At 42.1% G+C, this 25239-nt stretch carries 22 protein-coding genes and 4 tRNA genes; 2 read left to right on the top strand and 24 right to left on the bottom strand.

What is annotated here, in order from left to right; genetic code table 11:
* Window positions 1-70: 70 nt before the first annotated feature.
* From lonB to AAC978_RS01850, 4 genes are all read right to left on the bottom strand, one after another.
* Window positions 71-1810: an ATP-dependent protease LonB gene (lonB, locus tag AAC978_RS01865; RefSeq protein WP_341546254.1), complete on the bottom strand. Its 1740-nt coding sequence runs from the start codon at window positions 1808-1810 to the stop codon at window positions 71-73.
* A gap of 164 nt (window positions 1811-1974) precedes the next feature.
* The gene (gene clpX / locus AAC978_RS01860) at window positions 1975-3240 is read right to left on the bottom strand and encodes an ATP-dependent Clp protease ATP-binding subunit ClpX (RefSeq protein ID WP_341546253.1); all 1266 of its coding nucleotides are present in this window, start codon (window positions 3238-3240) and stop codon (window positions 1975-1977) included.
* A gap of 40 nt (window positions 3241-3280) precedes the next feature.
* On the bottom strand, window positions 3281-4561 hold the full coding sequence (tig, locus tag AAC978_RS01855) for a trigger factor (RefSeq protein ID WP_341546252.1): 1281 nt from the start codon (window positions 4559-4561) through the stop codon (window positions 3281-3283).
* 315 nt (window positions 4562-4876) lie between these two features.
* Window positions 4877-5992, bottom strand: a complete 1116-nt coding sequence (locus AAC978_RS01850; RefSeq protein WP_341546251.1) for an MGDG synthase family glycosyltransferase — start codon at window positions 5990-5992, stop codon at window positions 4877-4879.
* Window positions 5993-6176: 184 nt separating this feature from the next.
* Between AAC978_RS01850 and AAC978_RS01845 the strand changes: the two genes are divergently transcribed.
* Window positions 6177-6259: transfer RNA gene (locus AAC978_RS01845), tRNA-Leu, on the top strand.
* A gap of 43 nt (window positions 6260-6302) precedes the next feature.
* Here the strand turns inward: AAC978_RS01845 and AAC978_RS01840 are convergent.
* The 3 genes from AAC978_RS01840 to AAC978_RS01830 all read right to left on the bottom strand — a co-directional run bounded on the left by AAC978_RS01840 (window position 6303) and on the right by AAC978_RS01830 (window position 9117).
* On the bottom strand, window positions 6303-7298 hold the full coding sequence (locus AAC978_RS01840; RefSeq protein ID WP_341546250.1) for a sensor histidine kinase: 996 nt from the start codon (window positions 7296-7298) through the stop codon (window positions 6303-6305).
* 339 nt (window positions 7299-7637) lie between these two features.
* Window positions 7638-8375 (bottom strand): LytR/AlgR family response regulator transcription factor, encoded by a 738-nt coding sequence (locus tag AAC978_RS01835; RefSeq protein WP_341546249.1) that lies wholly within the window; start codon window positions 8373-8375, stop codon window positions 7638-7640.
* 187 nt (window positions 8376-8562) lie between these two features.
* Window positions 8563-9117, bottom strand: a complete 555-nt coding sequence (locus AAC978_RS01830) for a flagellin (protein WP_341546248.1) — start codon at window positions 9115-9117, stop codon at window positions 8563-8565.
* Window positions 9118-9462: 345 nt separating this feature from the next.
* Here AAC978_RS01830 and AAC978_RS01825 point away from each other — a divergent pair, with 345 nt between their 5' ends.
* A complete protein-coding gene (locus AAC978_RS01825; RefSeq protein WP_341546247.1) occupies window positions 9463-9909 on the top strand; it encodes a hypothetical protein in 447 nt (148 codons plus the stop codon).
* A gap of 170 nt (window positions 9910-10079) precedes the next feature.
* Here AAC978_RS01825 and AAC978_RS01820 read toward each other — a convergent pair whose 3' ends face one another.
* From AAC978_RS01820 to AAC978_RS01740, 17 genes are all read right to left on the bottom strand, one after another.
* Window positions 10080-11201 carry a DUF5667 domain-containing protein gene (locus tag AAC978_RS01820; RefSeq protein ID WP_341546246.1) on the bottom strand — a complete coding sequence of 374 codons (1122 nt, stop codon included), beginning with the start codon at window positions 11199-11201 and terminating at the stop codon, window positions 10080-10082.
* 206 nt (window positions 11202-11407) lie between these two features.
* Window positions 11408-11758: a cupin domain-containing protein gene (locus AAC978_RS01815; RefSeq protein ID WP_341546350.1), complete on the bottom strand. Its 351-nt coding sequence runs from the start codon at window positions 11756-11758 to the stop codon at window positions 11408-11410.
* 267 nt (window positions 11759-12025) lie between these two features.
* On the bottom strand, window positions 12026-13405 hold the full coding sequence (locus AAC978_RS01810) for an FAD-binding oxidoreductase (RefSeq protein ID WP_341546245.1): 1380 nt from the start codon (window positions 13403-13405) through the stop codon (window positions 12026-12028).
* Between the two features lie 19 nt (window positions 13406-13424).
* A complete protein-coding gene (locus AAC978_RS01805; RefSeq protein WP_341546244.1) occupies window positions 13425-14726 on the bottom strand; it encodes an FAD-binding oxidoreductase in 1302 nt (433 codons plus the stop codon).
* Window positions 14727-14787: 61 nt separating this feature from the next.
* On the bottom strand, window positions 14788-16032 hold the full coding sequence (locus AAC978_RS01800) for a (Fe-S)-binding protein (protein ID WP_341546243.1): 1245 nt from the start codon (window positions 16030-16032) through the stop codon (window positions 14788-14790).
* Between the two features lie 297 nt (window positions 16033-16329).
* Window positions 16330-16968: a hypothetical protein gene (locus AAC978_RS01795; RefSeq protein ID WP_341546242.1), complete on the bottom strand. Its 639-nt coding sequence runs from the start codon at window positions 16966-16968 to the stop codon at window positions 16330-16332.
* A gap of 285 nt (window positions 16969-17253) precedes the next feature.
* On the bottom strand, window positions 17254-18027 hold the full coding sequence (locus tag AAC978_RS01790; protein ID WP_341546241.1) for an IclR family transcriptional regulator: 774 nt from the start codon (window positions 18025-18027) through the stop codon (window positions 17254-17256).
* Window positions 18028-18272: 245 nt separating this feature from the next.
* Window positions 18273-18348 (bottom strand) — tRNA-His (locus tag AAC978_RS01785).
* 16 nt (window positions 18349-18364) lie between these two features.
* Window positions 18365-18441: transfer RNA gene (locus tag AAC978_RS01780), tRNA-Arg, on the bottom strand.
* 29 nt (window positions 18442-18470) lie between these two features.
* Window positions 18471-18547 (bottom strand) — tRNA-Pro (locus AAC978_RS01775).
* A 65-nt stretch (window positions 18548-18612) separates the two neighbouring features.
* Window positions 18613-19221 (bottom strand): XTP/dITP diphosphatase, encoded by a 609-nt coding sequence (locus AAC978_RS01770; RefSeq protein WP_341546240.1) that lies wholly within the window; start codon window positions 19219-19221, stop codon window positions 18613-18615.
* Between the two features lie 51 nt (window positions 19222-19272).
* Complete coding sequence (gene rph, locus AAC978_RS01765; protein ID WP_341546239.1) at window positions 19273-19995, bottom strand: ribonuclease PH; 723 nt, start codon at window positions 19993-19995, stop codon at window positions 19273-19275.
* A gap of 113 nt (window positions 19996-20108) precedes the next feature.
* Complete coding sequence (locus tag AAC978_RS01760) at window positions 20109-20765, bottom strand: O-methyltransferase (protein WP_341546238.1); 657 nt, start codon at window positions 20763-20765, stop codon at window positions 20109-20111.
* A 145-nt stretch (window positions 20766-20910) separates the two neighbouring features.
* The gene (locus AAC978_RS01755; RefSeq protein WP_341546237.1) at window positions 20911-22137 is read right to left on the bottom strand and encodes an HD domain-containing phosphohydrolase; all 1227 of its coding nucleotides are present in this window, start codon (window positions 22135-22137) and stop codon (window positions 20911-20913) included.
* A 49-nt stretch (window positions 22138-22186) separates the two neighbouring features.
* On the bottom strand, window positions 22187-23434 hold the full coding sequence (locus AAC978_RS01750) for a globin-coupled sensor protein (RefSeq protein WP_341546236.1): 1248 nt from the start codon (window positions 23432-23434) through the stop codon (window positions 22187-22189).
* A gap of 173 nt (window positions 23435-23607) precedes the next feature.
* Window positions 23608-23802 (bottom strand): hypothetical protein, encoded by a 195-nt coding sequence (locus AAC978_RS01745; RefSeq protein WP_445900272.1) that lies wholly within the window; start codon window positions 23800-23802, stop codon window positions 23608-23610.
* Window positions 23803-23955: 153 nt separating this feature from the next.
* Window positions 23956-24975: a two-component system sensor histidine kinase NtrB gene (locus tag AAC978_RS01740; RefSeq protein WP_341546234.1), complete on the bottom strand. Its 1020-nt coding sequence runs from the start codon at window positions 24973-24975 to the stop codon at window positions 23956-23958.
* Between the last annotated feature and the right edge of the window lie 264 nt (window positions 24976-25239).

Genomic DNA, 25239 nt, shown 5'->3' with positions numbered 1-25239 from the left:
ACATTTTATTCTTTCAGATAGACTGAAAAAGCACACCGTTATTAGTGTGCCATTCTCTGTTTCATCTATTCTAGCACGACTGTCCTTGCTCAGGCAAATTGACTGAAGTGGTAGATGTTTTTGAGTTAATATCCAGCCGTGCCAATACCTCCTCCAAAGGTGTCGGCGTAGCTACATTTTCTTTTTGGGGATCAGCCAGCAGGGCTCCCACCAAGACTTCATTGAGCGTCTCCACAGGAATAACTTCCATTCCCTCCGCGAAGTTCCTAAAGCGCTCCTGCCAATTCTCTTTAGGAATAAAGACCCTACGACAACCAGCTTGATGTGCTGCCTCAAGCTTAGCCGGAACCCCTCCTACAGGCTTTACTCCACCACGAATGGATAGTTCACCGGTCATCGCAAGGTAGTTATCCACCTTTTCTTTGCGAATCGCCGATACAACCGCCGTTGCAATAGCAATCCCTGCCGAAGGCCCGTCAATAGGTACCCCTCCCGGGAAGTTCACGTGGATATCATAGTTATGGGGAAATATCCCTAGTTGTCGCCGAATGACTGTCAAAACATTTTCAACCGAACTTCTGGCCATACTTTTGCGCCGTGTCTTCTTAAAGTTACTCCCCTGCTCCTCTTCTTCCACAATGCCGGTAACTAAAAGTTCACCCGTGCCGGGAGCTACAGAATTGGCTGTAACCTCTAACTCCAAAAGCATCCCCATGTTCGGCCCATAGACTGCTAAACCATTGACCAAACCGGCTTCCGGCTCGAGAGGAATCTTGCGATCGGGCCGCGGGGCGTATTGACCTGAAGTGACTACCCATTCCACTGTGGCTGCATTGATCTCCATCTGCTTATCCGTTTGGGCCACTCCCGCAGCTAGTTGAACGATATTGACTGCTTCACGTCCATTCGTAGCATACTGTTTGACTACGTTGAGGGCGCTCATAGTGATAGGAATCTCCATTTTAGTTGCCGCGCCTCGCGCAATCTGGGCGATTTCCTCCGGCAAGAGAGAGCGAAAGAAAATCTCCATACACCTGGAGCGGATCGCCGGCGGAATTTCCTCCGGACTCCGAGTCGTTGCTCCCACCATACGAAAGTCTGCAGGCAAGCCATTTTGAAAAATATCGTGGATATGTGCAGGTACATTAGTGTCTTCAGAGCTGTAATAAGAGCTTTCTAAAATAACCTTGCGGTCTTCTAAAACTTTCAACAGTTTATTAATCTGGATAGGGTGGAGTTCTCCAATCTCATCGATAAAGAGCACTCCCCCATGGGCTTTGGTCACCGCCCCAGCCTTAGGCTGTGGTATGCCTGCCATCCCCATAGCCCCGGCACCCTGGTAGATTGGATCATGGACCGAACCGATCAAGGGATCAGCAATCCCCCGTTCATCAAAACGAGCCGTAGCCCCATCGATTTCGATAAACTTGGCTTCCGCCTTAAAAGGAGAAAGAGGGTTCTTTTTTGCTTCCTCTAGAACCAATCGAGCAGCAGCCGTTTTTCCCACACCAGGGGGTCCATATACAAGGACATGCTGAGGATTGGGCCCACATAAAGCTGCGCGGAGCGCTTTAATTCCCTCCATCTGCCCTACAATTTCTTCAAAATGGGTAGGGCGGGTCTTCTCCGACAAGGGAGTGGTAAGAGCAATTTTGCGCATTTTTTCTAACTTTTCTAATTCCTTCTTTGATTCCTTCTCGATTGAGATCTTATTCCCTTGTTGGGATTTAAGCAGGCCCCAAAAATACAAGCCGATGATGACGGCAAAGATAAACTGTACCATCATGACGATTCCGGTTAAACCAGCCATAGTATCTATTCCCTCCTGAAGGCTAATACTTCATACCCTGCTAGTATTGCCCATGAGGAAGCTTTTAATAACGCGAGTGGGTATCTGGGCCATAAAAAAATGCAAAGAGGGACCTGACCCTTTTTGCAAAAAACTGAGGCAAGGAGTTATCCTTGCCTCAGTTTTTATGCTGATTCTTCTTTTTTATTTTTCTTACTTTTATCAATAGTCACGAGCAATGGTTCTTCCTTCTTGGCGATGGCGTCCTTAGTGACGACGCACTTGGTCACATCACTACGAGAGGGCAGGTCATACATCACATTAAGCATAACCTCTTCCATGATAGCTCTTAGCCCCCGCGCTCCGGTATTGCGTCGAATCGCTTCTTCCGCAATCCCTTGGAGTGCATCTTCCTTGAATTCGAGGGCGACACCATCCAGCTCGAGGAGTTTTTCATACTGCTTCACCAAAGCGTTCTTAGGTTCAGTCAAAATCCGCACCAAAGCTTCCTCGTCCAAAGCGTCCAGTTTGACCATAACCGGCAAACGTCCGACAAACTCCGGAATTAGACCGAACTTCAGAAGATCCGCTGGGAGAAGTTCTCGGAGCGAGTCCCCGATATTCTGCTCTCCCTTAACCTTGATATCAGCTCCAAAGCCCATCACTTTTTTCCCGATCCGGTTTTGGATAATCTTATCTATCCCATCAAATGCTCCTCCCACGATGAACAAAATATTCGTGGTATCCAATTGGATAAACTCTTGATGTGGATGCTTACGACCACCTTGGGGCGGAACGCTAGCTACAGTGCCTTCCAGAATCTTCAGAAGTGCCTGTTGCACACCTTCCCCGGATACGTCACGGGTAATGGAAGGATTCTCAGATTTACGGGCAATTTTATCGATTTCATCAATGTAGACAATACCTTTTTCAGCCTTCTCTACATCATAATCTGCAGCTTGAATCAGCTTGAGGAGGATGTTTTCGACGTCTTCACCCACATAGCCAGCCTCTGTCAAAGAGGTCGCATCCGCAATGGCGAAGGGCACATTCAGAACTTTGGCTAACGTTGAAGCAAGCAACGTTTTGCCTGATCCGGTAGGCCCCAGCATTACGATGTTCGACTTTTGGAGTTCCACATCATCAATCTTCATACCCAGATTGATTCGTTTATAGTGGTTATAAACGGCAACTGACAAAGCCTTCTTGGCCTCATCCTGCCCAATCACATACTGGTCGAGAATCGCCCGTATTTCTTTGGGCTTGGGAATATCTCCAATCTCCATCCCTAAATCTTCATTGAGCTCTTCCTCAATGATTTCATTGCAGAGTTCAATGCACTCATCGCAAATATATACACCAGGGCCAGCAACTAACTTTTTAACCTGGTCTTGAGTTTTTCCACAAAACGAGCACTTAAGCTGGTTCTTCTCGTCGTTGTACTTTGCCATTCCTCTCACCTCTCTAGCACAGAATACCTCTGCACATAGACTATGCCTGTTCGACGAGGAAGTTTACCGTTTTTTCGGAAACTAAGCTCTGACGATACATGCCCATCTCGCCACGTGCCATGAGGGCCTGTTTTAAATTTTCCGGACTGGTCTGATAGCGTTCTGAGAGTTTTGCTAATTCGCTATTAACTTCTTCCTCGGATACTTCAATTCCTTCTGCCTTAGCAATTGCTTCTAAAACGAGTTCACTTTTGACATTCTCTGAAGCTTGAGGGCGTACATTTTCCTTCAAATCATCCATACTGGTACCCGTATACTGACAATAGGTTTCTAGGTCCAGTCCTTGATAAGAAAGATTTTGCGCCATATCATCGAGCATCATACCAATACGATTATCTATCATAGCTGTTGGAATCTCGACGCTTGCATTGTCTACGGCCTTAGCAACGATAGCATTTTTGTATTCCATTTCTGCACGTTGTTCTGCCGCTTTCATCAGTTTGTCTCTTAAATCTGCTTTCAATTCATCAAGAGTCTCAAATTCGCTAATATCCTTGGCGAATTCATCATCCAAAGCAGCGAGTTCTTTTCTCTTAATTCTGTTGACTTTAACCTTAAACAATGCATCCTTACCTTTAAGGTCTTCAACATGATATTCATCAGGGAAGCGAACGTTGACATCAACTTCCTGTCCAATTTGCGCCCCGATTAATTGATCTTCAAAACCTGGGATAAATGAATTAGATCCGATGACTAAATCATATCCTTCAGCAGTTCCTCCTTCAAAAAGAACTCCGTCGACGGAACCAGAAAAGTCAATATTAGCATTATCTTTGTCTTGAACAGATCCCTCTTCAAGATTAAGTATCTTAGCATGTTGATCTTGCTTGCGAGCTAGATCTTGCTCTACTTCCTCATCGGTCACCGTAGCAGCTAATTTTTCGACTTGTAAACCCTTATAGTCTCCCAATTCTACTTCAGGCTTCACAGTGACCTTAGCTTTAAAAATCAGATCCTGGCCATCATCCATTTGGACAAGTTCGATCTCCGGACGATCGACCGGTTCGATACCCGCTTCATCTACAGCCTTCATGTACTCCGCACCAAGAATATCATCCGCAGCATCATTATAGAGTGCGGCAGTTCCTACGTAGCGTTCAACCATCATACGTGGTGCTTTCCCTTTACGGAATCCCGGAACATTCACTTTGTTAGCTAATGCTTTGGCAGCCTTATTTACTGCTGCGCTAAATACTTTCGCATCGACGGTTACTTCAAGCTCGACTGTATTTTTTTCTATTTTCTCCATTTTTACTGACATTTACTGTGCTCCCCCTTAATACTTCCTTTGGAAAAAACAATTCATCCTCATGCTAAAACTAGTTTGTCCGAAATTTTCCAGAGGCAAACTTGACATTTTTCGTCATTTGTTGCCTACTCCTGCTTTTCAAACAAGTGCTAAAAGGGGAACCTTGCGTTCCCCTTCAAAGCATGGTTTCAAATAAAAAAACTTGCTTCAGATGGACTTATCCAAAGGTACTAATTACAAATTTCCTGACCATTCTACCAGACAGCATGCCTAAAATCAAGTTGTCAAGGCTTCAAAGCCTCATTTTAAAAAGTATACATCATTTTATTAGAGTATAGCAAGGATATGTTCAACGGCCCTTTCACTTGCATGACCCGGCAAAGCATTGGCAGCAGCTTTACGCATGCTCACAACCTCCTCCGGATGACAAAGCAGGTGGGTGATGGTTTCCTCAAGCTCCTCCTCAGTTTTAGCTAGTTTGGCGGCACCAATCCTCTCTAAGAAGTGTGCATTTTCAGATTCTTGACCAGGGATAGGCTTAAAGATTACCATGGGCAGCTTTTTCGTTAGAGATTCAGAAACTGTAAGCCCCCCGGCCTTGGTAATAATTAAATCGGCGACACTCATCAGCTCCTCGACGTTCTTGATATAGCCATAACAAATCATTGGATTACGCCCTTCAAGACCTTCGAGGGTACGATAAAGCTTTTCATCCCGTCCGCAGACGACCAATATCTGCAATGATACCTCTGAATTCAAGAGCAACTTACATATTTGTTTTGAACCACCTAATACCCCATAGGCTCCCCCCATGACGAGTACAGTAGGTCGAATCGGTTTGATATTCAGCCGCTGGGTCACTTCTTCTCGGTTAAGAACTTTTTCAAACTTCGGACTGACCGGGATGCCGGTGATTTTTATCCGTTCTGGAGCAATTCCCTCCGCCCGAAGACCATCATAGACATCCTGACACCCAACAATATAGAGGTCTACCCCACGATGGATATATTGGTTATGTACACCATAGTCTGTTACTACAGATACGACCTTACAATCTAAGACTCCCCCGATGCGCAGCTCGCCTAATATCACTCCAATAATCGGATATGTACAGATAATCACATCAGGATTAAGTTCTTTAATATAATCTAAAAATTCTTTACGCCCCAAAACATTGATAAATCGTTGGAACAGTGAATCATGGCGTATCTTAGAAGTCCGATAATAAAACATTCCGTAGAGCTTTGGGGTATGCTTAATCAATTTAATATATGTATTCTTGGCAAGGGTATTAAATCTTTTACTTATGAAAGCAACAACATCTAAATGGGTTATCTTAGCATTCGGTGATTTTTCGCTTATGGTTTCGATCAATGCCTCAGCAGCTCGAATATGACCAGCTCCAAAGGTAGCGGAAAACACTAAGACCCTTAACTCCTCCACGCTATTGTCCTCCCTTAGGCTTTAGCTTATCTTTTTTTATTGTAACTCATTATAGCATATTCTCAAATCAAGCATGCTATATCCCATATTTTAACAGAGATTGCGCATTTAAAAAAGCTTGTTTTTTGATCTGAACTAAGCTATAATCATACGTGCAGCACAAACATGAGTGCAGCTCAAACATGCGAGAGTGGCGGAACTGGCAGACGCACTGGATTTAGGTTCCAGCGGGAAACCGTGGGGGTTCAAGTCCCTTCTCTCGCACCATTATGATGATTAAAGCACACTAAATGAGTGTGCTTTTTTTATTTTAAGAGCTACAAACACCGATATTCATCACAATATCAACGTTAAATTCATAACCAGAGTATTTAAAATCCAAACTGCCCTTGTATTTATTGACTGTGTTTTGAACATTAGCAAGTCCTATACCATGACCACGCTTTTCCTTTGTAGACATTAATCCTTTATTGTAGCTTAAAATTTCTCCATTAAAGCTATTTGTAATTTTAAACACAATATGGGAGCCAAGAATTTTGGATTGAAAGTAAATGTATTTTTTTCTTGGGTCAATTATTCTATCACAAGCCTCAATGGCATTCTCAAGACAATTTCCTAAAACAACACATAAATCCAGATTATTAATATTTATATCTTCAGGAATCGTTAATTGAGTTTTGAACTCAATGCCCTTCTCCTGGGCAATGCTCATATAATACTTAATAATAGAATCAGCTGTAAAATTCTCACATAAGGTCGGGATCGTCTTATTTAGCTCATGTTCATTAAATTGCCGAATATATTCTAGCGCCTTATCATAGTTCTTTTCTTCGATCATTGTTTTGATAAATAAAATATGATGTCTTGCATCATGCCTTAAAGCATAAATATTTTGAATAGCTTCATTTAAAGCTTTATAATTTTCACGCTGAAACTCGACTTGATTTTCAATGACCTTATACTCTACTTGAAGTAAAACGTTTTTAGATACCGATATTGCTGCAATCATCACAACAGCATATCCTAATACCACATACACTATAAAAAGCACTGTTCCTAATAAAACTTTTATATTTGTGAGATGCATTGAATTAAAATCATAATTATAAATTAAAACAAGAAATCCTAAAATCAGATAGACACACATAATATTTATAGTTTTATCGGGTACAATTTCCAGCATATTTTTATAGGGTTTCCGGAAATAAAAATATAAGATTGGAAGGAATGCAGCTTGTACAAACAGTCGGATTGAAATAATCATGGTTTTAGAAAAGGCAAAATCTTGGGCAAAAAATGAATTCACAATGAACGTACTCACAAAAAAGCTTGTATTGGTAAACACCCAAATACTAAAAAAAGTAAACACTTTTTTTGAAAATGACTCTTTAAACACTAAATGTATATAGATTATATTAAGAAATGCAAAAAAATAATATGTAAATTTAAACAGGGCAGTGTCTCCTAATAAATTATAGGATGTATGGACACAAAAATTTATGGCAATATTTAACATCACTAGTGTCACGACACAAAATTTGATGCTTTTTATACGTGATAGCAATATATGTAAATATAGGATCGTTAGCGCTAGAGCGCCCAAATTACCTATAGATATAAACATTGTCATAGGAATCCCCCAATATTACAGATGATTATTCAAATCAGTTTTATCCACGATATAGGTGTAGTAATTTTTTTTAATACTTGCAAAGCTTCTTTGCTTAATGGGGACTTCTGTGTTATTTATAAGTATAAATGAATAGTCTTCAACACTTGTTATATAATCCATATTGACCAGAAAACTTTTATGGCAGCGCAAAAATCTTTTATCATTGAGTTTCATTTCAACCTCATCAAGTTTTAAGTAACTAACGACGGTCCCCTCTGTAGTATGTATGAGAATCTGCCTGCTGACACTCTCTATAAATGTAATATCTTTATACAAGATGTTTTTTATATGATGTTCTGTTTTAACCGTTAAGATCTTTTGTTTTTCCTTGTCAATATTAAGTATCGCTTTTTCAAAAATCACGTTAAATACTTCTTTTGTAATTGGTTTTGTTAAATAGTTGAAGGGAAATACTTTAAAGCTATCCAACGCATGGTCGGTACTGGTTGTTGTAAATATGATTTTACATTGGGAGTCAAATTTTCGAATTTTTTCTGCTGTTTTAATCCCATTATCTCCACCCATATAGATATCAAGAAAAACAACATCAAAGCCCATCTTTTCATCCTCATAGTATGCAACCAAATCTTCTCCTGAGATGAATGTCTTGATACGAATATCATAGAATAATAGATTACAATAATTTTGAATTAAATTTACAAGATGGTTCCTATCCAATTCTAAATCATCGCAAATAGCTATAATTAACATAATAGTCCCCTTCCACAGATAGTGTCATTTATGTTATCACACCCTTAACTATTTCATTAATTATAAAATGAAATCGATCTGAAGAAAACCACCGACTGTTATTATATCGGTGGTTTTTACGTTTAGGGGCAATTCTTTTGCACATCATGATGTATTAAAGAATTGCCCCTTGTCATATGTTTAGAACTTAACCTAATAACTGAAGAACTCTCTGGGGCGATTGATTTGCTTGAGCCAGCATACCCGTCGAAGCTTGGTTTATAGTTTTACCATATATTAATTCCTCTATCTCTTTTGCAATATTCGCATCTCTAATTCGTGATTCTGCTGCCACTGCATTCTCGGTATTCAACGTCATCTTGGAAAACTGTTGATGCATTCGCTTATATGTCTCCCCAGCTTCTGAACGTACCCTAGCCACAGATGAGTCTATTGTATTGATGCCAGCTACTTTATTACCTTCTGTAGCCAATGACTGACTTGCAGTTATCTGAGTGGCCATTGCCGTTGCTTCTTTTGAAATGGTAACACTATCCCCATAGTTATTTGTTGCATTGATACCTAATCCGCTTTGTGAATTACTAGCCTTTTGCTGCGCTTCTTTGAGTTTTTCAATGGATATCTTGCCTGCGGTAGAACCATCTACTGCTCCATTGAGCTTAAGTCCGCTTGATAATCTTTCAAAGGTTTTGTATTGATACGGTATTGTTGAAGTGTAATTCGTTAAAACCGGGGTTCCCATTTTTTCATACCTCCTTGCATAATATACTAATTTATTCATCCTTGATAATTATCCTTATATATAGAATACAACAAATTGATACGGATTATATTAATCTTGTAAAAGCGACAATTTTTTTGTAAAAAACGACGAGTTAATAAAAGATGATAACATTATTTAATCTCTTCATTTTTAATGATGAAGCAATGCTTTTTTTGCTTTAAAAACTGTTGTTTTTTACAGAAGAAATAATAAAATGAAAAAACATGATAAACTTTAAATATATCAGAAAACGCATAGAGTATTTTGAATGTTATCGTTCTCATAGAGGGCTCTTTATGATGTAAAAGAGGAGGGAAGTAAATAATGAGCTTAACTTTATCAGGCATTAATAATTCGAGTCAATATACTATAAAATTACAGAGTCTAATTACTTTGCAACAATCGAAAATTCAGAGCCAACAAACGGAGATCCAGAAGCAGCAATCAGAAATCCAGAGCCAGCGGCAGGATGTGCAAAAATATCAATCGAAAGTACAGCAACAACAACAGAAGATACAAAGACAAGACTCAATAATCCAAAGTCAAAACCAAGAGCTTCAACATGAAAAAGTGCAAAAAAAGAGTAATGCTCCATCAAATCAAGATGCTCCTGCTTCATTATCTAATAAACTTGATCAGGTTGCTTCCCTAAGGCAAGCTGATATAGAGCACCTAGGCAAACAGGCTGTCCAAGCCTATCAGTCCAACAAAATACTTACTCAAACTTCAACGCCGACATCTATGACCATGCCTATAAATCTTTTAGCGTAAGTTGCTATTGCATTTCATACATTATAAAGGCCATTGCTCGACGGATTTTATGCCCGTTTTGCAATGGCCTTTTTGCGCATACATCTAAGGATACGGCTTGTTTTCTTCGTATAATTTTGCTTAAATATAATGCTTATATATTAGCTTTATTGATAAACTCTGCAAGAGCCTTAATCTCGCTCTCGGCTTCCTTTTTTATTCCCCCGATCGTCGTCACGATCGAGGTCATTCTTATCATTGTGATCCTTTTGTTGGTTGCGATTGTCGCTCTTGACAGAGTAGAATTTTTCCGATTCCTTTTTCCATTCCTCCCGATCACGATCATAATCCTTAGACTTTTCTTTTTCCTTATCGTGCTCCTTCTCGGGACCCTTTAAACCTAATTCCTCTTGGAACTGCTTTAAGGCCGCTTTTGCTTCCTTGCTAAGTTCTTTGTATTCTTCTTTGGCTAGCTCATCGGATACTTTCACATTCTCTTGTTTTAGAGTATCGCTCACTGAAACTACCGGGGCGATCTTTTTTACTTCTACCGGTTTGCTTACATTATCTACAGTATCCACACTATCTACAGCATCTATGTTTTCCTCTTCTTGATTAGCCTCCATTTTTTCCATCTTATCTACTGCCTTCTCCATGGAGCGGACAATATTTAGAGCAAGTCTTTGGGAAGCTTGAGGAGGAAGTTTTTCTAATAGGTTACCTAGGACGATCACATTATTGGCATTAACCTTTGCCAAAGCTGCTTGAAGATTCTTATATTCTTCTGATTCCGGGTTTTCCAGTTGTTCTAAAAGTTCTTGGGCTTGAGCGATTTTCTCATTATAACGAGTTAAAGCCTTCTCACACCCCTTGAGCTTCTTTTCTAGTTCTGGATTTGCAATTGCGGAGCTAGTTGTGGCCTTCGTTAATTCCTTGGATTCCTGCTGCTCGTTGGTGGATTCCACGGATTTCTCTTGCTCCTCTGACTCCTCCAAATCCTTTGTCTCCGTAGCTACCGATTTTGCTTCTTCGCTATTCACCTTCTCAGCCAAAGCTAAGACTTCTGACATTCGCTCATTAGCATGCTTCTCAAGGAGTTTAATTTTTTTCTGAGAATCAAAAGTCAGGGCAACCTGCAATTTTTCTACAAGCTCATCGAGCCAATACAAGGGGGAGTCAGGAAGAGTTCCCGGATTGACTTCTGCTGCGGAAACTACAGTGGCCTCTTCTGTGGTATCTGCTAGAGCTATTACTGGGGATACCGGCAGAGCCATAAGGGCCGCTGCCAATATTAGTGCGATTGGTTTTTTCATAGTTTCTCTCTCCCAATTATTAATTTTGTTTCTCCGAATTCGGTTTAGCGCTTTCATCTATATTTACGAGCCTGTTATTCCTTTTTCGGGGGGACAAACCTAATTTTCGAGAAAAATACCTAAAAATGCTCTCGGCGAAATGAGTGTATCACACTCCTCCTACCGAGAGCATTTGGTTCAGTTAATTTATAGTATGTGGTTTTTAATCAATCTAATCTTTCAGTTTGGACTGGTACAGGTGCAGCTACACCAATGAAAACAAAACGGTCCTTACCGGTGTTTCTCATGCCATGTGTTTGACCTGGCTCAGCGAGAATCGCCATTCCTTTGGAGATGGGAACTTCTTTACCATCACCCGCGAAGTACAGTCCAGACTCGCCTTCAAGACAAATCCAAACATCGTCAGCGTTGGGATGCATATGCAGGAATACTTCTTGTCCGGGTTCTAGGCACCACATAGCTGCAAGAGTCTTTTCTGATTGGTACACAACAACTTTTTGCGGCACATTAGCATCGAATTTTGCAAGTTCACCCAGGTCAAATAATCTTTTTTCCATACGATCAACTCCCACTTTATTGTTGCTTTTTTCCAAAAGCTCCTAGATCATTTTATCACAATACTTGTTTATTCTCCAGCTTGGTTATTCGACAGGAATCTGAGGTACAACTCCAGGAATTATGTAAGCCTGAATCAGAATAAACACGATGACAACAGCCAAGAGAAAATAAATAAACCTAGCACGGACCCGCAGGCCTATACTAGGTTTTAATAGTTTATATATACTAACTCTTTAAATTGTAAATTTATTCTTTATTTTTTAAATTTATATAGAAATAATCTTATCTGGGTTAAAGCGATTAGCAGGGTCAAAGGTTTTTTTCAGCTTCCGGAATGTTTCCATCGCCTCCGGAGTGAATTCCTTATCCAGATATTTTTTCTTAATAATCCCGATACCATGCTCACCACTCATAGTACCGCCGAGATCGACGGCTAGTTCACACAGCGCTTGTTCTGCAGCATGAACCCGCTCAACTTCATCAGCGTTCCGCTGATCGAAGAGTACCAAGGGGTGGACATTGCCGTCACCGGCGTGGGCCACGATACCGATAATCATATCGAAATCCTTAGCCACCTTGAGAATTCCCTCAATCGCTTGTGGGAACTTGTCTCTAGGCAAGGTGATATCCTGAATCGAGTAGCAAGGCTTAACACGGGCAACCGATCCGAAAGCGACCCGGCGGGAGAGCCAGATTTGGTCTACTTCTGCAGCAGACTGAGCAATTTTGAAGTCTCTGGCATTTGCTTTCTCAGTGACTCCGCGAATGGTCGCGATTTGCTCCTCCATATCTTCCGGATAACCATCGATCTCGATGATGAGAATAGCACCAGCATCACGAGGCAGTCCAGCGTGACAATAATCCTCAGTGGTATTGATGAGCAAGTTGTCCATCATTTCTAACGTGGTAGGGATAATTCCAGCTGCAACGATATCCGCAACAGTCTGTGAAGCATCTTCTACTTTGTTATATACTGCCAGCATGGTCTTTTTCGTGGTCGGCTTAGGTAAAATACGCAGATAGGCTTTAGTGACATACCCTAAAGTTCCCTCAGAACCAACAATGATGCGAGTTAAATCAAGACCCGGTTCGCTTTTAAAGTTCCGTCCACCCGTACGAATAACTTTGCCATTGGGTAGGACGACTTCCAAGCCGAAGATAGAGTCACGGGTTACACCATACTTAAAGCAGCGTGGTCCACCGGAGCACTCTCCGATATTGCCACCCAAAGTCGAAGCCTTCCAAGAAGAAGGATCGGGAGGATAGTAAAAACCGTGCTTCTCCAGTTCTTGTTGCAAATCAAAGTTAACTACCCCTGGCTCAACGACAGCAACGAAATTCTCAGTATCGATCTCTAGCACCTTCGTCATCCGTGTGCAGTTGATTACGATCGATTTCTCCGAAGGGATCGTTCCACCGCTAACGTTAGTTCCAGCACCCCGCGGAACCATCTTAATATCTTGCTCATTCATATATTTGACAAGCTCAACTACTTGGTCGGTACTTTGTGGGAAAACAACGCCCACCGCGTCACCGCTGAGCAATGTACCGTCATAACCGTAGGCGAAGAGATCTGTGGGGCGAGTCACCACATTTTTCTCTCCGACAATCTCTGTCAGTCGATCAATAATTGTTTGAGATAACATTTTCAGCCCTCCTTCTTTCTTAAGCCAACAGCTTTACACCGGGATTGAGAATACCGTTGGGGTCGAATTGCTTCCGCAGTCCGTCGAGCAGACCGGTTGTCTCCGACCACATCTGTGCATCATTAAACGCTTCACACATAAGCTTATGACCAAGGAGGCCAGTAACATTACCACCTAAGGACATGGCCATATTGTTTACTTTATGAGCAAGAGCCATCTTATCAGTACCCTCAGGCAGCATCAACATGACAGCTCCGAGAAGTCCTTCGACAACGACTCCGGGATAAGCACTTAAGGCACCATTCATTGCCTTTAGCTGTGCCAAGGCTTGCGGCATCTTCATAGGACCTACCGCAAATTCCAGAACACTTTCCTGTGCATTATTAATGATTTGACGCACTTTCAGCCAGCCCAGAATAAGCTTTTCATAGGCTTCCTTATCCGTAATGATTTGAACGTCCTTACCTCCGCCTAAGCAAAGAATAGCTTCGATCTCGTTGGCTAGCTTCGTACCGGAATTATTGAAGCCCTCCAGATCGATGAGAACTAGATGTCCTTCACCCGGAAGAATTTCTTTGGCTAAGGAAGCACTCACAAGATTCATCCGGTCAGGATGAATGTGACGCTTAATCAAGATGTTAAATGTTTTATTGGCTTCTTCCATGCAATCAAAGCGGGCAATAACAGCCTTTTTTGCAGCAGGTTGAGGCAGGAGCTTAACTAAGATTTTCGTAAAGATGCCAAAGGTTCCTTGGCTTCCCACAGCAAAGTGTATAAAATCATAGCCCGAAACGTTCTTAATACACTTATTGCCGATGAACATGACCTCACCAGTCGGCATTACCATTTCAAACCCCATCATGAAGGTTCTCGTCGGACCATAGTTGAAGGATTTGGAATCAGAATCCCCGATAGCAAAGCAACCGCCAACGGAACTGCTATCTATAGCATAGGGTTCCACAGGGAATAAGTATCCACCAGCCTCAAGCTGTTGGACAAAATCCTGGTGAAGCATACCCGGTTGTACCGTAGCCACAAAATTCTTACTGTCAATCTCCAGCATTTTATTCATGCGATTCATAATCAGAGCGATTCCGCCCTCTAAATCCTTCGTATCGGCGACTAAACCGGCGACAGAAATCTTCACGTTTTGCGCATTGGCTAACTTTACGATAGCAGAGACTTCCGCTGTATCTCCAGGGAAAACCACAGCCGTTGCCTTACCATCTCCCTTAAGATATTGGGCCATATCCCCAGGATTGTCTAAGACATGACTCTCGCCGACAATCCCTTTTAACTCACTAATGATTGTATTGCTCATGACTACCCGCCTTTCCACTCATTCACTTAAAAGCATTCATGCTTCAATGGATCTCCAGAATCTAGTCTTCGTATGATTTTGCCATCAAATCAGCTACATGCATTACCTTTTGCTTTCCACCGGCCATATTGATTCCACCTTGCAATCTCATAATGCAAGCAGGGCAGCTGGTAGCTACGATTTCAGCACCGCTGTCTTGAATGTTCTTGGCCTTTTGACGTGTAATATTGGTAGCCATTTCATGATAGAAGGCTTGGACCAGTCCCGAAGCTCCACAACAACGATCGGCTTCGAACATTTCTATATATTCAACTCTCGGCAGGCTCTTTAACATCTGGCGTGGTTGTGCTTTAACTTTGATGCCGCGAACCATATGACATGGATCGTGGTAAGTTACCTTGACCGGGGCAGAGTTATGGAATTTACTTTCATCGACACCGATTTCAGCCATATATTCGGAGAACTCTTTTACCTTGGCACAGAATGTTTTTACCTTTGGTAGATAAGCAGCATCATCAGCAAAGAGTTTAAGGTAATCTTCTTTCAGCATCGCAGCACATGAACCGCAAGCTGTAATGATGGCTTCAACGTCTTTGGCCATAAAAGTATCAATGGTCTTACGCGCATTCACTTTAGCCGTCTCGAAATCGCCATAAGCGTATTGAGGCAAGCCACAACATACTTGATCTTTGGGGATAATGACTTCACAGTCATTTTTGGTCAAAACTTTAACAACAGAATTAGCTGTATCATCAAGTGAAAAATTTAAGAAGCAGCCTACATAAAAAGCAACTTTATGCTTAGGTTGTGCTACAAGAATTCTTTCCGGTACTTGATTAAGGAATGGGACGCGAGCTACATTCATCCCTTTGATATCGACACCACGGAAATAATCCATACCGTCGACTTTCTTAAGGACATTCTTGCCAAGCCCACCAAAGAGCTTAAATGCTCGTTCAAGTTTATGTGGGTTAGCCAAGGTATTAAGCGCATAAGACTTAACGAAAGGTTTAACCCCTTTTCTGAGCTTCAGATCACGACGAGCTGCCATGACCAATTCTTTAGCACTAACTCCACTGGGACAAGCAACAGCACACTCTCCACAAAGCAAGCAGCTATTGATAGCATCCTCATAATCCGCGTCAGGCTCAATTTTACCATCAACCACCGCTTTGATTAATTGGATTCTTCCCCGTGAAACCATAGGCTCAGCTCCGTCAACTTTGTATGTCTTACAAGCAGTATGACAGAAACCACATCTGTTACACGTGTTTAGCATTTCATACTTTTCTGCTAAAACCCCCACTTTAACTTCCCCCTTCACTGTTAGATGGTCAGACCACCGATGCAAATAAATTAAATTGCGTAACAATTCAAGTTACTGAGACTATTATAACTCATCTATATTTTCTTTCAACCCATTGTGAAAATGTTTATTTAATTATTTCAATATACTACAGAACTTTGCATCCTTTTAACATTACCTTGATGATTTGTACCATTTTAAGGTAATATGTATTAATTGCACGGAATTTCGTGTATAAAGCATCAAAACGAGACAGGGAAATCCCTGTCTCGTTTTGATGCTTTGCAAATTATTATGTTATTTAATGGTTATCACAGGAGTTGGATAATTCTCACAGAATCGTTGAAAACCAAAAACGTAGCCTGCCATTTTTTCAGGGCGTAATTTAAACCACTCAAGAATGTTCATCCGCTCACCAAAGCGATTTTCAGCGACAAACTCTGAGCTAATCCAACCACGAAGTTTCTCGTCGCCGAGGATCAGTTCCCATCCCAACAGATTATTACCCTTTTCGCACTGAACTATCTTCAGTCCACAACGAGCATGGTAAATTTCAATTAACTTTACAAACAGCCCAAACAAATCATCCTTAGTCTCAGCAGAGCTCATAGGGAAGGCAAAGTCCTGGGCAATGTCGTCAGCCAAACAACTTAAGCCTTTTTCTACTGAATAGCGAGAGATAAGCGATGCTCTTAAAGTCTTATACCTTATCGTTCCAGTATTTAATTCAAACTGTAGGGGTTGCTCGAAACTCTCTAATTTCAGGAGGATTTCATCCTTTTTAATCTGCCAAGTCCCCGAATAGCGCTTCAGAAAAAGATGAGCAAGCTGATAGGACAGAATCTGTGCCGCTACCTTATTCTCGTCTTGTTGGGAACAACCTTGGCATTGTTTTACTGGATTGTAGCTTGGTACAGTTAATCTCATTGCATTCATTCTGTCACACTCCTTAAGGTCTAGACTTGGATTGTCTCATATTGTGAAACATCGTTTCACAGTTGCTTTAAAAAAAAGAAAAGAGAAAGAAAGATAGAGAAGAAACAGGAGATACCATTGTGAAGCTGGCAAACGCAACGCATCAATTAGATGTTGTTTCACTATTTGATACAGCGTTTCAATGTTTCTTGAAGCTATAATACCATCTCTTTTCGATAAGGTCAATAGGGAATTTTCAAAAAATTATTATTTTCATACTTCCATTTTTAGCATAACCTAAATTCCCTAACCTCGGAAATAGGTATATCCTAAGTTTGCTGAAATAATCTCGCCGCTCTTCTTCATTTCTTGACCAATCGATTCAATTCCTTTTTCCCTCATGCGAGCAGCTGGTCCGGATACGCTGATAGCTCCAATCGCCCGTCCAGAGAAATCATAAATGGGAGTACCCAAACAGATAATACCTATCTCGTTCTCTTCATACTCCACAGAAATTTGGGTTCGACGGATTTCCTCTAAATTCTTGATAAGCTCTGCCGGTTCGACCAAAGTATGCGGGGTAAAGCCAGGCATTCCTTTGCTCTCGAGAATTCTAATGACTTCCTCATCAGACATAGTAGAAAGAAGAGCCTTCCCGACCGCGGTACAGTGCATAGGTGCGCGACGACCAACCTTAGAACGCATACTTACTACGTGTGAGCTTTCCCTTTTATCAATATAGACGACTTCACCGTCATCATGAAGCACTAAATGGACCACTTCATCAAGCGACTTAGCCAAATCTTCTAAAACAGGTCCCGCCACCTTGCGGATTTCGAGATCATTGAAGAACCGAATGCCCAACTCCACAATTTTGATTCCGAGCTTATAACGCTCACTGTTCTTCTCCTTTTCTACATAACCTCGATAGCATAAGGTTTGCAGGATTCGATGTACAGTGCTTTTGTGTAGACTAATCCGGTTCCCTATTTCCGTTACTCCTAATGGTTCTTCAGTATGTGCAAGAACTTCTAAAATATCCAAAGAACGCTCCAATGTTTGAACATATTTTTCTGCCACTTAAAAATCCTCCAATCAGGTATAATAGTTTCATCAATCGAAACTCTGTTTCGCTTACTCACTTATTGACTAGTATGACTTTTTTAAAAACTTAAGTCAAGTCATGAATTCCAAGTTTTTCTGACAATACAGGAAAAAGCCGTGCGCTGCACAGCTTTTACTTTAATATGGTGTGGATGTGGCACAAGTCCGCTCATCCTTTTCATATAAAAAAAACCGTGCGCTGCACGGCTTCTACTTTCATATGGGGTGGATGAGGGGACTTGAACCCCCGAATGCCGGAGCCACAATCCGGTGCGTTAACCACTTCGCCACAACCACCACGTTAAAGTTTAAATGGTGCGCCTGGAGAGATTCGAACTCCCGACAACCTGCTTAGAAGGCAGATGCTCTATCCGACTGAGCTACAGGCGCCCAATAAAGGGAGCTCGAACACTGAAAATTGGTCGGGGCAGAGGGATTTGAACCCCCGGCCTCCTGCTCCCAAGGCAGGCGCGCTACCAAACTGCGCTATACCCCGTTTTCGTGACAATGATTATTCTATCTGATTCGATTACTATAGTCAAGCACTTTTAAAAGTTTTCTTTAGCGGGTCGTATGTCTTTGCGCAATTTCCTTTAAAATCGGAATTGCCTTTAACAAAGCCTGTGCTCGATGACTAATTTTATTTTTTTGGCACAAATTCAGTTGAGCCATGGTTCGTCCAAAATCCGGCAAATAGAATAAAGGATCATAACCAAATCCCTCTTTGCCGCGGCGCTCATTTAAAATCCGACCTTCTACTGTCCCCTCAGTTAAGAATTCTTCCCCAGTGGGAGTAGCAATGACTAAAGCACACCAAAAGCGCCCAGTGCGTTGTGCTTCCGGTACCCCTTCCAGTTCCTTCAATAACTTATCATTGTTTTTTTCATCATCGGTAGGTTCCCCTGCATAGCGTGCAGAATATACCCCAGGCGCCCCATTTAGAGCATCCACCTCTAGGCCTGAATCATCCGCGATTGAGATTAGCCCTGTTCGCTCAGCCGCAATTCTCGCCTTCACAGACGCATTTTCGGCAAAGGTCACTCCTGTTTCTTCAACCTCTTCCCAGGCATCAAGGTCCTCTAAAGAAATTACCTCAATATCTTCTCCTGAAAGAAGATCCTGAAGCTCTTTTACTTTACCGAGATTTTTTGTTGCTAACAAAACCTTCATAACCAACCTGCTTTCAATCACACTAATCGTCACTCAATTGACATCAACATCCTACAATATTTGAAGAGCCACCTTTTGCTCACTGATAAGCTCGCGTATTCCCTTCTCCGCTAGCTCTAAAAACTGATTTAACTCTTCCCGACCAAAGGGAATATCTTCAGCAGTACCTTGTATCTCTACAAATTTCCCTTGACCGGTCATCACCACATTCATATCTACTTCAGCTTTAGAGTCCTCTTCATATGCAAGGTCTAGAAGAGCCACACCGTCGACCTTCCCTACAGAAACAGCAGCTAAGGAATCAATGATTGGGTTCTCTTTTAATAAACCTTTGGCCAAAAGATAATTCACTGCATCAACTAAAGCCACATAAGCTCCGGTAATCGAAGCTGTACGAGTCCCTCCATCAGCTTGAATGACATCACAGTCCAGCCAAATGGTCCGTTCTCCGAGCTTTTTGAGATCGACAACGGAACGCAGAGCTCTCCCTATCAAACGCTGAATCTCCATGGTTCTACCCGTCAGCTTACCCTTGCTGGCTTCGCGCTGGTTGCGGGTTTGAGTCGCTCGAGGTAGCATAGAATACTCAGCTGTAACCCAACCGACTCCGGTACCCTTTTTAAAAGGAGGTACCTTTTCCTCTACCGTAGCGGTACAGATGACTCGGGTCAAGCCCACCTCGATAAGAACTGACCCTTCAGGAATATGTGTGTACCCACGCGTTATTTTTACAGATCTAAGCTCAGAGGCCTCGCGACCATCGAATCGTTTCATGTTTCAGTCCTCTTTTCAATAATAATTTACTTATGACTTATGACTTATGACTTATGACTTATGGCCCATGACCTATAGCTCATCCATACTACCTCTATTGTAGACAGGAAAAGTCAATTTGAAAAGTCCATTCTCAAACTTATCGCTAACCCATCCCCCAAGGGAAGAACACTGGTTTGAAATTCGGGGTTCTGATTCAGTCGACTTAAAAACTCTCGTAGATGACTGACCATTCGCTCATACTTAGGCGCATATTCAGCACCCGGCACCACCCACCCACGAAAGAGCACATTATCAACGACGAGAATTCCCCCCGCATCGACCAAAGGGGTGACCAATTCCAGATAATCCAGATACTCTCCTTTAGCCGCATCCACGAACACAAAATCAAATCCACCCGGCTGGAAATCCGGCAATAGCTTGCGTGCATCCCCTAGGAGAACCTGAATCTTATCCTCTACACCACCGCGCTTAAAATACTCTATGGCTCGAGTCCCTCGATCTACATTCATATCGATGGTCGTTATCTTCCCCTCACGATTCTCCAATCCCTTAGCTAACCACAGGGTTGAGTAACCGATAGCTGTTCCTACCTCTAGAATCCGTGATGCACCACTGACCTTAACCAGCCAAGACAAAAAATTCCCCACAGGGGGGGTAACAACCGGGATAGTCTCCTTAAGAGCCTGCTCCTCCATCTCTAAGAATAATGGCTCCCGCTCGGGTAACAAATCTCCTAGAAACTGCTCCAACTCAAAAGAATAAAACATCGCGACACCTTCTTCAAAAGAATCTGTACCAGTCTTCCTTAGTGAGTATCATAACCCGCAAATACAAAAATAACAATTGTGCCTCATAAACAATAAGACAATCAAAAAGACAAAGGTTCCTTGTCCTTTGTCTTATCATGCAATATCAGGCGAGCAAAATCCTACGCGCCCGTTCCATTAGATTGGGATCCACGGTGGTTCCTACACCTCGCCCGATAATTTCGAGGGCTTTCTCAGCACTGAGCGCCTCCCGATACGGCCGGTCCTCCGTCAAGGCTGTAAACATATCGGCTATGGTCATCAACCGTGCCCCTGTGTCTAGTTTCTCCTCAGAGATACCAAAGGGATACCCTTGTCCATCCAAACGCTCATGATGGAAAGCTGCCCATTGAATCACATGTCGGGGAAAACCAGCCCCTGCTAGTAGATGATAAGTGTAATAGGTATGGGTCCGAATCACCTCGACCTCATGAGGATCTAGAGGTCCCGGCTTATCGAGAATTCTCTTGGGAACTGAAAGCTTGCCCAAATCATGTACCAAACCGGCGATCTTAATCGCTCTACAGGCTTTTTTATCCCAGCCTATCCCGATAGCTAATCTTTCGACGTTAGCCGCCACATCTTGAGAATGACAAGCAGTAAAAGCGCTCTTTTGGTCTATTAATTTCGCAAAGGTTTTCGCCAAGATGTGTGTCGTCTTATCATCAATTCTGAGAGTGGAAAAAGCGTCCCATTTATAAAAAAGAAGATCCATAGAAACCTGCAGCAGATTATCGTGCTCCAAATCCAGCCAAAAGGCTTCTGTCATTGCTAACTTTAAAAAGGCAGGGACTACCTCCTGGAAAAGAGTTTTTCCTTCATGTTCCTTAACCCAGTGGATTAGTTTTCCCCGTTCTTCCTGGTCAAGTACTTTACGCGAGAGATTCACATCCACCTTATCGGCGAACGATATGATCTTTGCCGTAAGGCTCACTTGGGATGGATCAACCTTCAAAGCAGAATAATTGGGATAGGGTGCCTCATGATGATGAAGAATAGCCTCGGATAAAATCTCACCCTCCGGAAAACCCTTGATTATCTCAGCCCCCAGAAGAGTATGATCCTTCATCCAATAAGGTGTTCCATGAAACTTGTGAAACCCTCCTACGGCACCGATATCATGCATCAATCCAGCGATAAGAAGGCGGACCAACTCCTGATGAGACATTCCCATGGCTATACCAATTCTTAAGCATATGTATCCAACTCTTTCCCCATGACGCATACCAATGGGAATATCCTTCTCAATTACGATCTCTTCATCCACCAGGGCAAGATCTAGCGCTTTAGAGAAGTTCCACATTCTGCGGATGTATAAAGCCTCTGACCTCACAATATCACTCTTTTCGATGGGTTAATGCTTAATTCATAGAATCCATTCATTATTCTCTTAAACCCATGTGAGCTAAGGAAGTAGCTGAATTAGCCACATCCTCGGAAGCCGCCCCGATTTGTCCAGCCGTCATAGTCAAGGCATCAATTTGCGAAGCGATCTCGCGAACTTGTTGAATACTGGATTGAATAGCCGACATAATATCCCCAAAGCGATCGACCACCTCATGAGCTTCGGCTGCCGCTTCATGCATAGCCTTTGTGGTATCTTCAATAACCTTGCTCACTGCGGTAGTATTTTGCCGAGTCAAAGCAATCATCGAACTAATCTCCTTAACGGATTGCTCTGAGTTATTGGCAAGCTTCTTCACTTCTTCGGCAACTACGCCAAAGCCCCTTCCGGATTCACCGGCCCGCGCCGCTTCAATAGCCGCGTTCAGTGCCAGAAGATTGGTCTGCGCAGCAATCTCTTTGATTACATCAGTAATATTGGCAATTCGAGCAGAGCTGTGATCAAGCTCCGTCATCTTTTCCTGCATCTTTTCGGACATGCCCGCCAACCCAAGAATTCGCTCTGAGATCTGTTGAATCTTCTGAGCTCCTTCCTGAGCCAGACTGTCCACCTGACGGGAGAACTCTGCGGCATCGCCGGCATTATGTGAGATTTGCTCAGTAGCTTCATGCATCTGAGCCGCCGACGCTGCTGTTTGTTCCGAGGTAGCCGCTAGGGCTTGACTGGCTTCACTGACTCGGCGTTGGAGATGATCGATCTCCCTATAGGCCTTCTCCAAATCATCCTTTTTATCGATTTCAGCCATATAGGACTGTATGTAGCTAGCCATAACCACCTGTTGGTCAAAACTAAAAATGCGCAGGACAGCCAAACTTAACCGCATCGCGTGATCTGGTTTCTTGCGGTAATAAGCAAAAATTCTCGGCAAAATCAAATCAAAAAAGGTTTGATAAGAACTCAAGTAAACAAAAGGTGGTAAATTGATGCGCTTATGAGTATTGCCGATTTTAATCCGCCCATTAATATACTCTTCAGTGATTGTATCCGGGAAAATGGATAGCAAATAATTTCTTTGCAAACCTCTAAGTCGTTCTACAGATGAAAACTCACTTATAATCCCACTGAGTCGCGGAAGCTTCATAATATGAGCGTAAAATTCGTCGACGATCTGGTCGACATCCCTCTCCATAATAGGCTTAAAATCTTTTAAGAGATTCAACTGGTCCTGTTCTAATCTTAAAAGCTTTATGGATTCACTTATGTCGAATTGGTGGAGATTCGCCATTCTTTTTTGCCTCTTTTCATCAAATATTTGCATTGCTCACAAAACTTCTTATATTTATTACTTATTATTACTTCTTTCAAAATAACAAAATTCCTGCAGGATATCTAACCTACAGGAATTTTTACAAATCTTTTCTTCCATTAATTGCTTCCATAATAAGTATATCCATTATATCAGCAAGCGGTTGTAGAAAGCTCTACGGTTATGTTCGTCTTGGGGCGCAGGCGCACGATGGTCCCATCACTAGTGATTCTATATACCGTAATACTACCTTCATTTTCCACGGTCCACTCATGGCAACATTCTCCGCAAAAGTATCTACCACGGTTGATCTTGCCAGTCTCTCTTGAATTACACATTGGGCACACGCTCAAAGCAGCCAACTCCTCTCATACTGAACTCCCAAGTCCAGTATATCTACCCATATAGCGTTATAACATAAAGTATAGCAGACAATTCTTAAGTTCCTCTTAAGAAAGTGTGAATTTTTGGTGAACAAATGTAAATATAGACAAAAATCTCTAAAATTCACAAGGAAACTTCACATAGAAGGTTGTTCCATTATCACAGGTTTGAACGTCAACCTCTCCGCAATGTTTGGCGATAATATGCAAACACACAGAAAGTCCAAGACCTGTCCCCTTTGCCTTGGTGGTCATAAAGGGCGCACCTAATTGCTCGAGTATGTGAGCGGGAACACCTTCTCCCTGATCTTGAATAGCTAAGACGACTTTCCCACCTTCGTAGGAGGTGCGCAGGGCTACCATGCCTCCCTCAGGCACAGTCTCTAGGCTGTTTCGCACTAAATTTAGGATGATCTGCCGAATTTCTTTCTCATTGAGCTCGATCTCAGGGACCTCTGTCAACTCCACTGATACCACCCTATTTAACTCACCGGCGTGAGCTTGTAGCAAAGGCAAAACCCCGCGAACAACCTTATTGAGGTTGCAAAGAGGGCGACCGCCACCATTCAAGCGACCAAAAGCGAGAAATTCGCTCATCATGGAGTCCACTCGGCCAATCTCAGAAATCATCATATCCAGAATATCTGTGTAGCGGCACAATTCATTCTTCTCGCTCAACGTCAGCAAAAATCCTTCGACGGCACTCATCGGATAGCTGATTTCATGGCTTAGACTAGCCGCTAACTGCCCTATCATGTTTAGCTCTTCCAACCGCTGCATTTTTTCGCTGATTATCTTTTGCTTAGTAATATCTTTTATCACGAAAATGATGCTTTCGAGGTCTTTTTTGCTATTAAAATTAGGGACTAGAGTAACCCAAGCATAAATTAACTTACCTGTCTTCCCAATATGCTTCATTTCCCAGGAAGGTACATCCTCGAAAGGAATCTGCAGTAAACAATCATGCAGCTGCTCCTTCCACTCTGGGCAGACAATAAGATCAACTTCTTTACCCAGCATTTCTTCCTCGGAATACTTATAGATTTTCTCTGCCCCTTTATTCCAAGACGTAACTAGTCCGTCTTTGACCCGGATTACACCACCATCCACATGATCAAGAATTGTTTGACACCACAAAGTTGAACACCTCTTTTGTAAATACCATTTTCTATCGTATTGAAGAAATGAAAACCATCTTCAGCTGATGTACACCTATGGTTGATTATTTGGATTTATGACTTTTTATGTTGATTCCCGAAGTTTTTCGTCTACTCTGTTCATTTTAATACGTTTATGCGGAATTGGTTAGAGATAAATATGTCGAATATAAAGTTTTACTGTCGCGACGAAATTTGATATGTTTAAGTTTTATGCAAATAAAGCACTGACCAAAGTAATAAA

This window comes from Desulfitobacterium sp. THU1 (genome assembly GCF_038181555.1).
Lineage (GTDB): Bacteria > Bacillota > Desulfitobacteriia > Desulfitobacteriales > Desulfitobacteriaceae > Desulfitobacterium.
The sequence above is the reverse complement of the archived record's forward strand: the minus strand, read 5'-3'. Positions and strand labels throughout refer to the sequence as shown.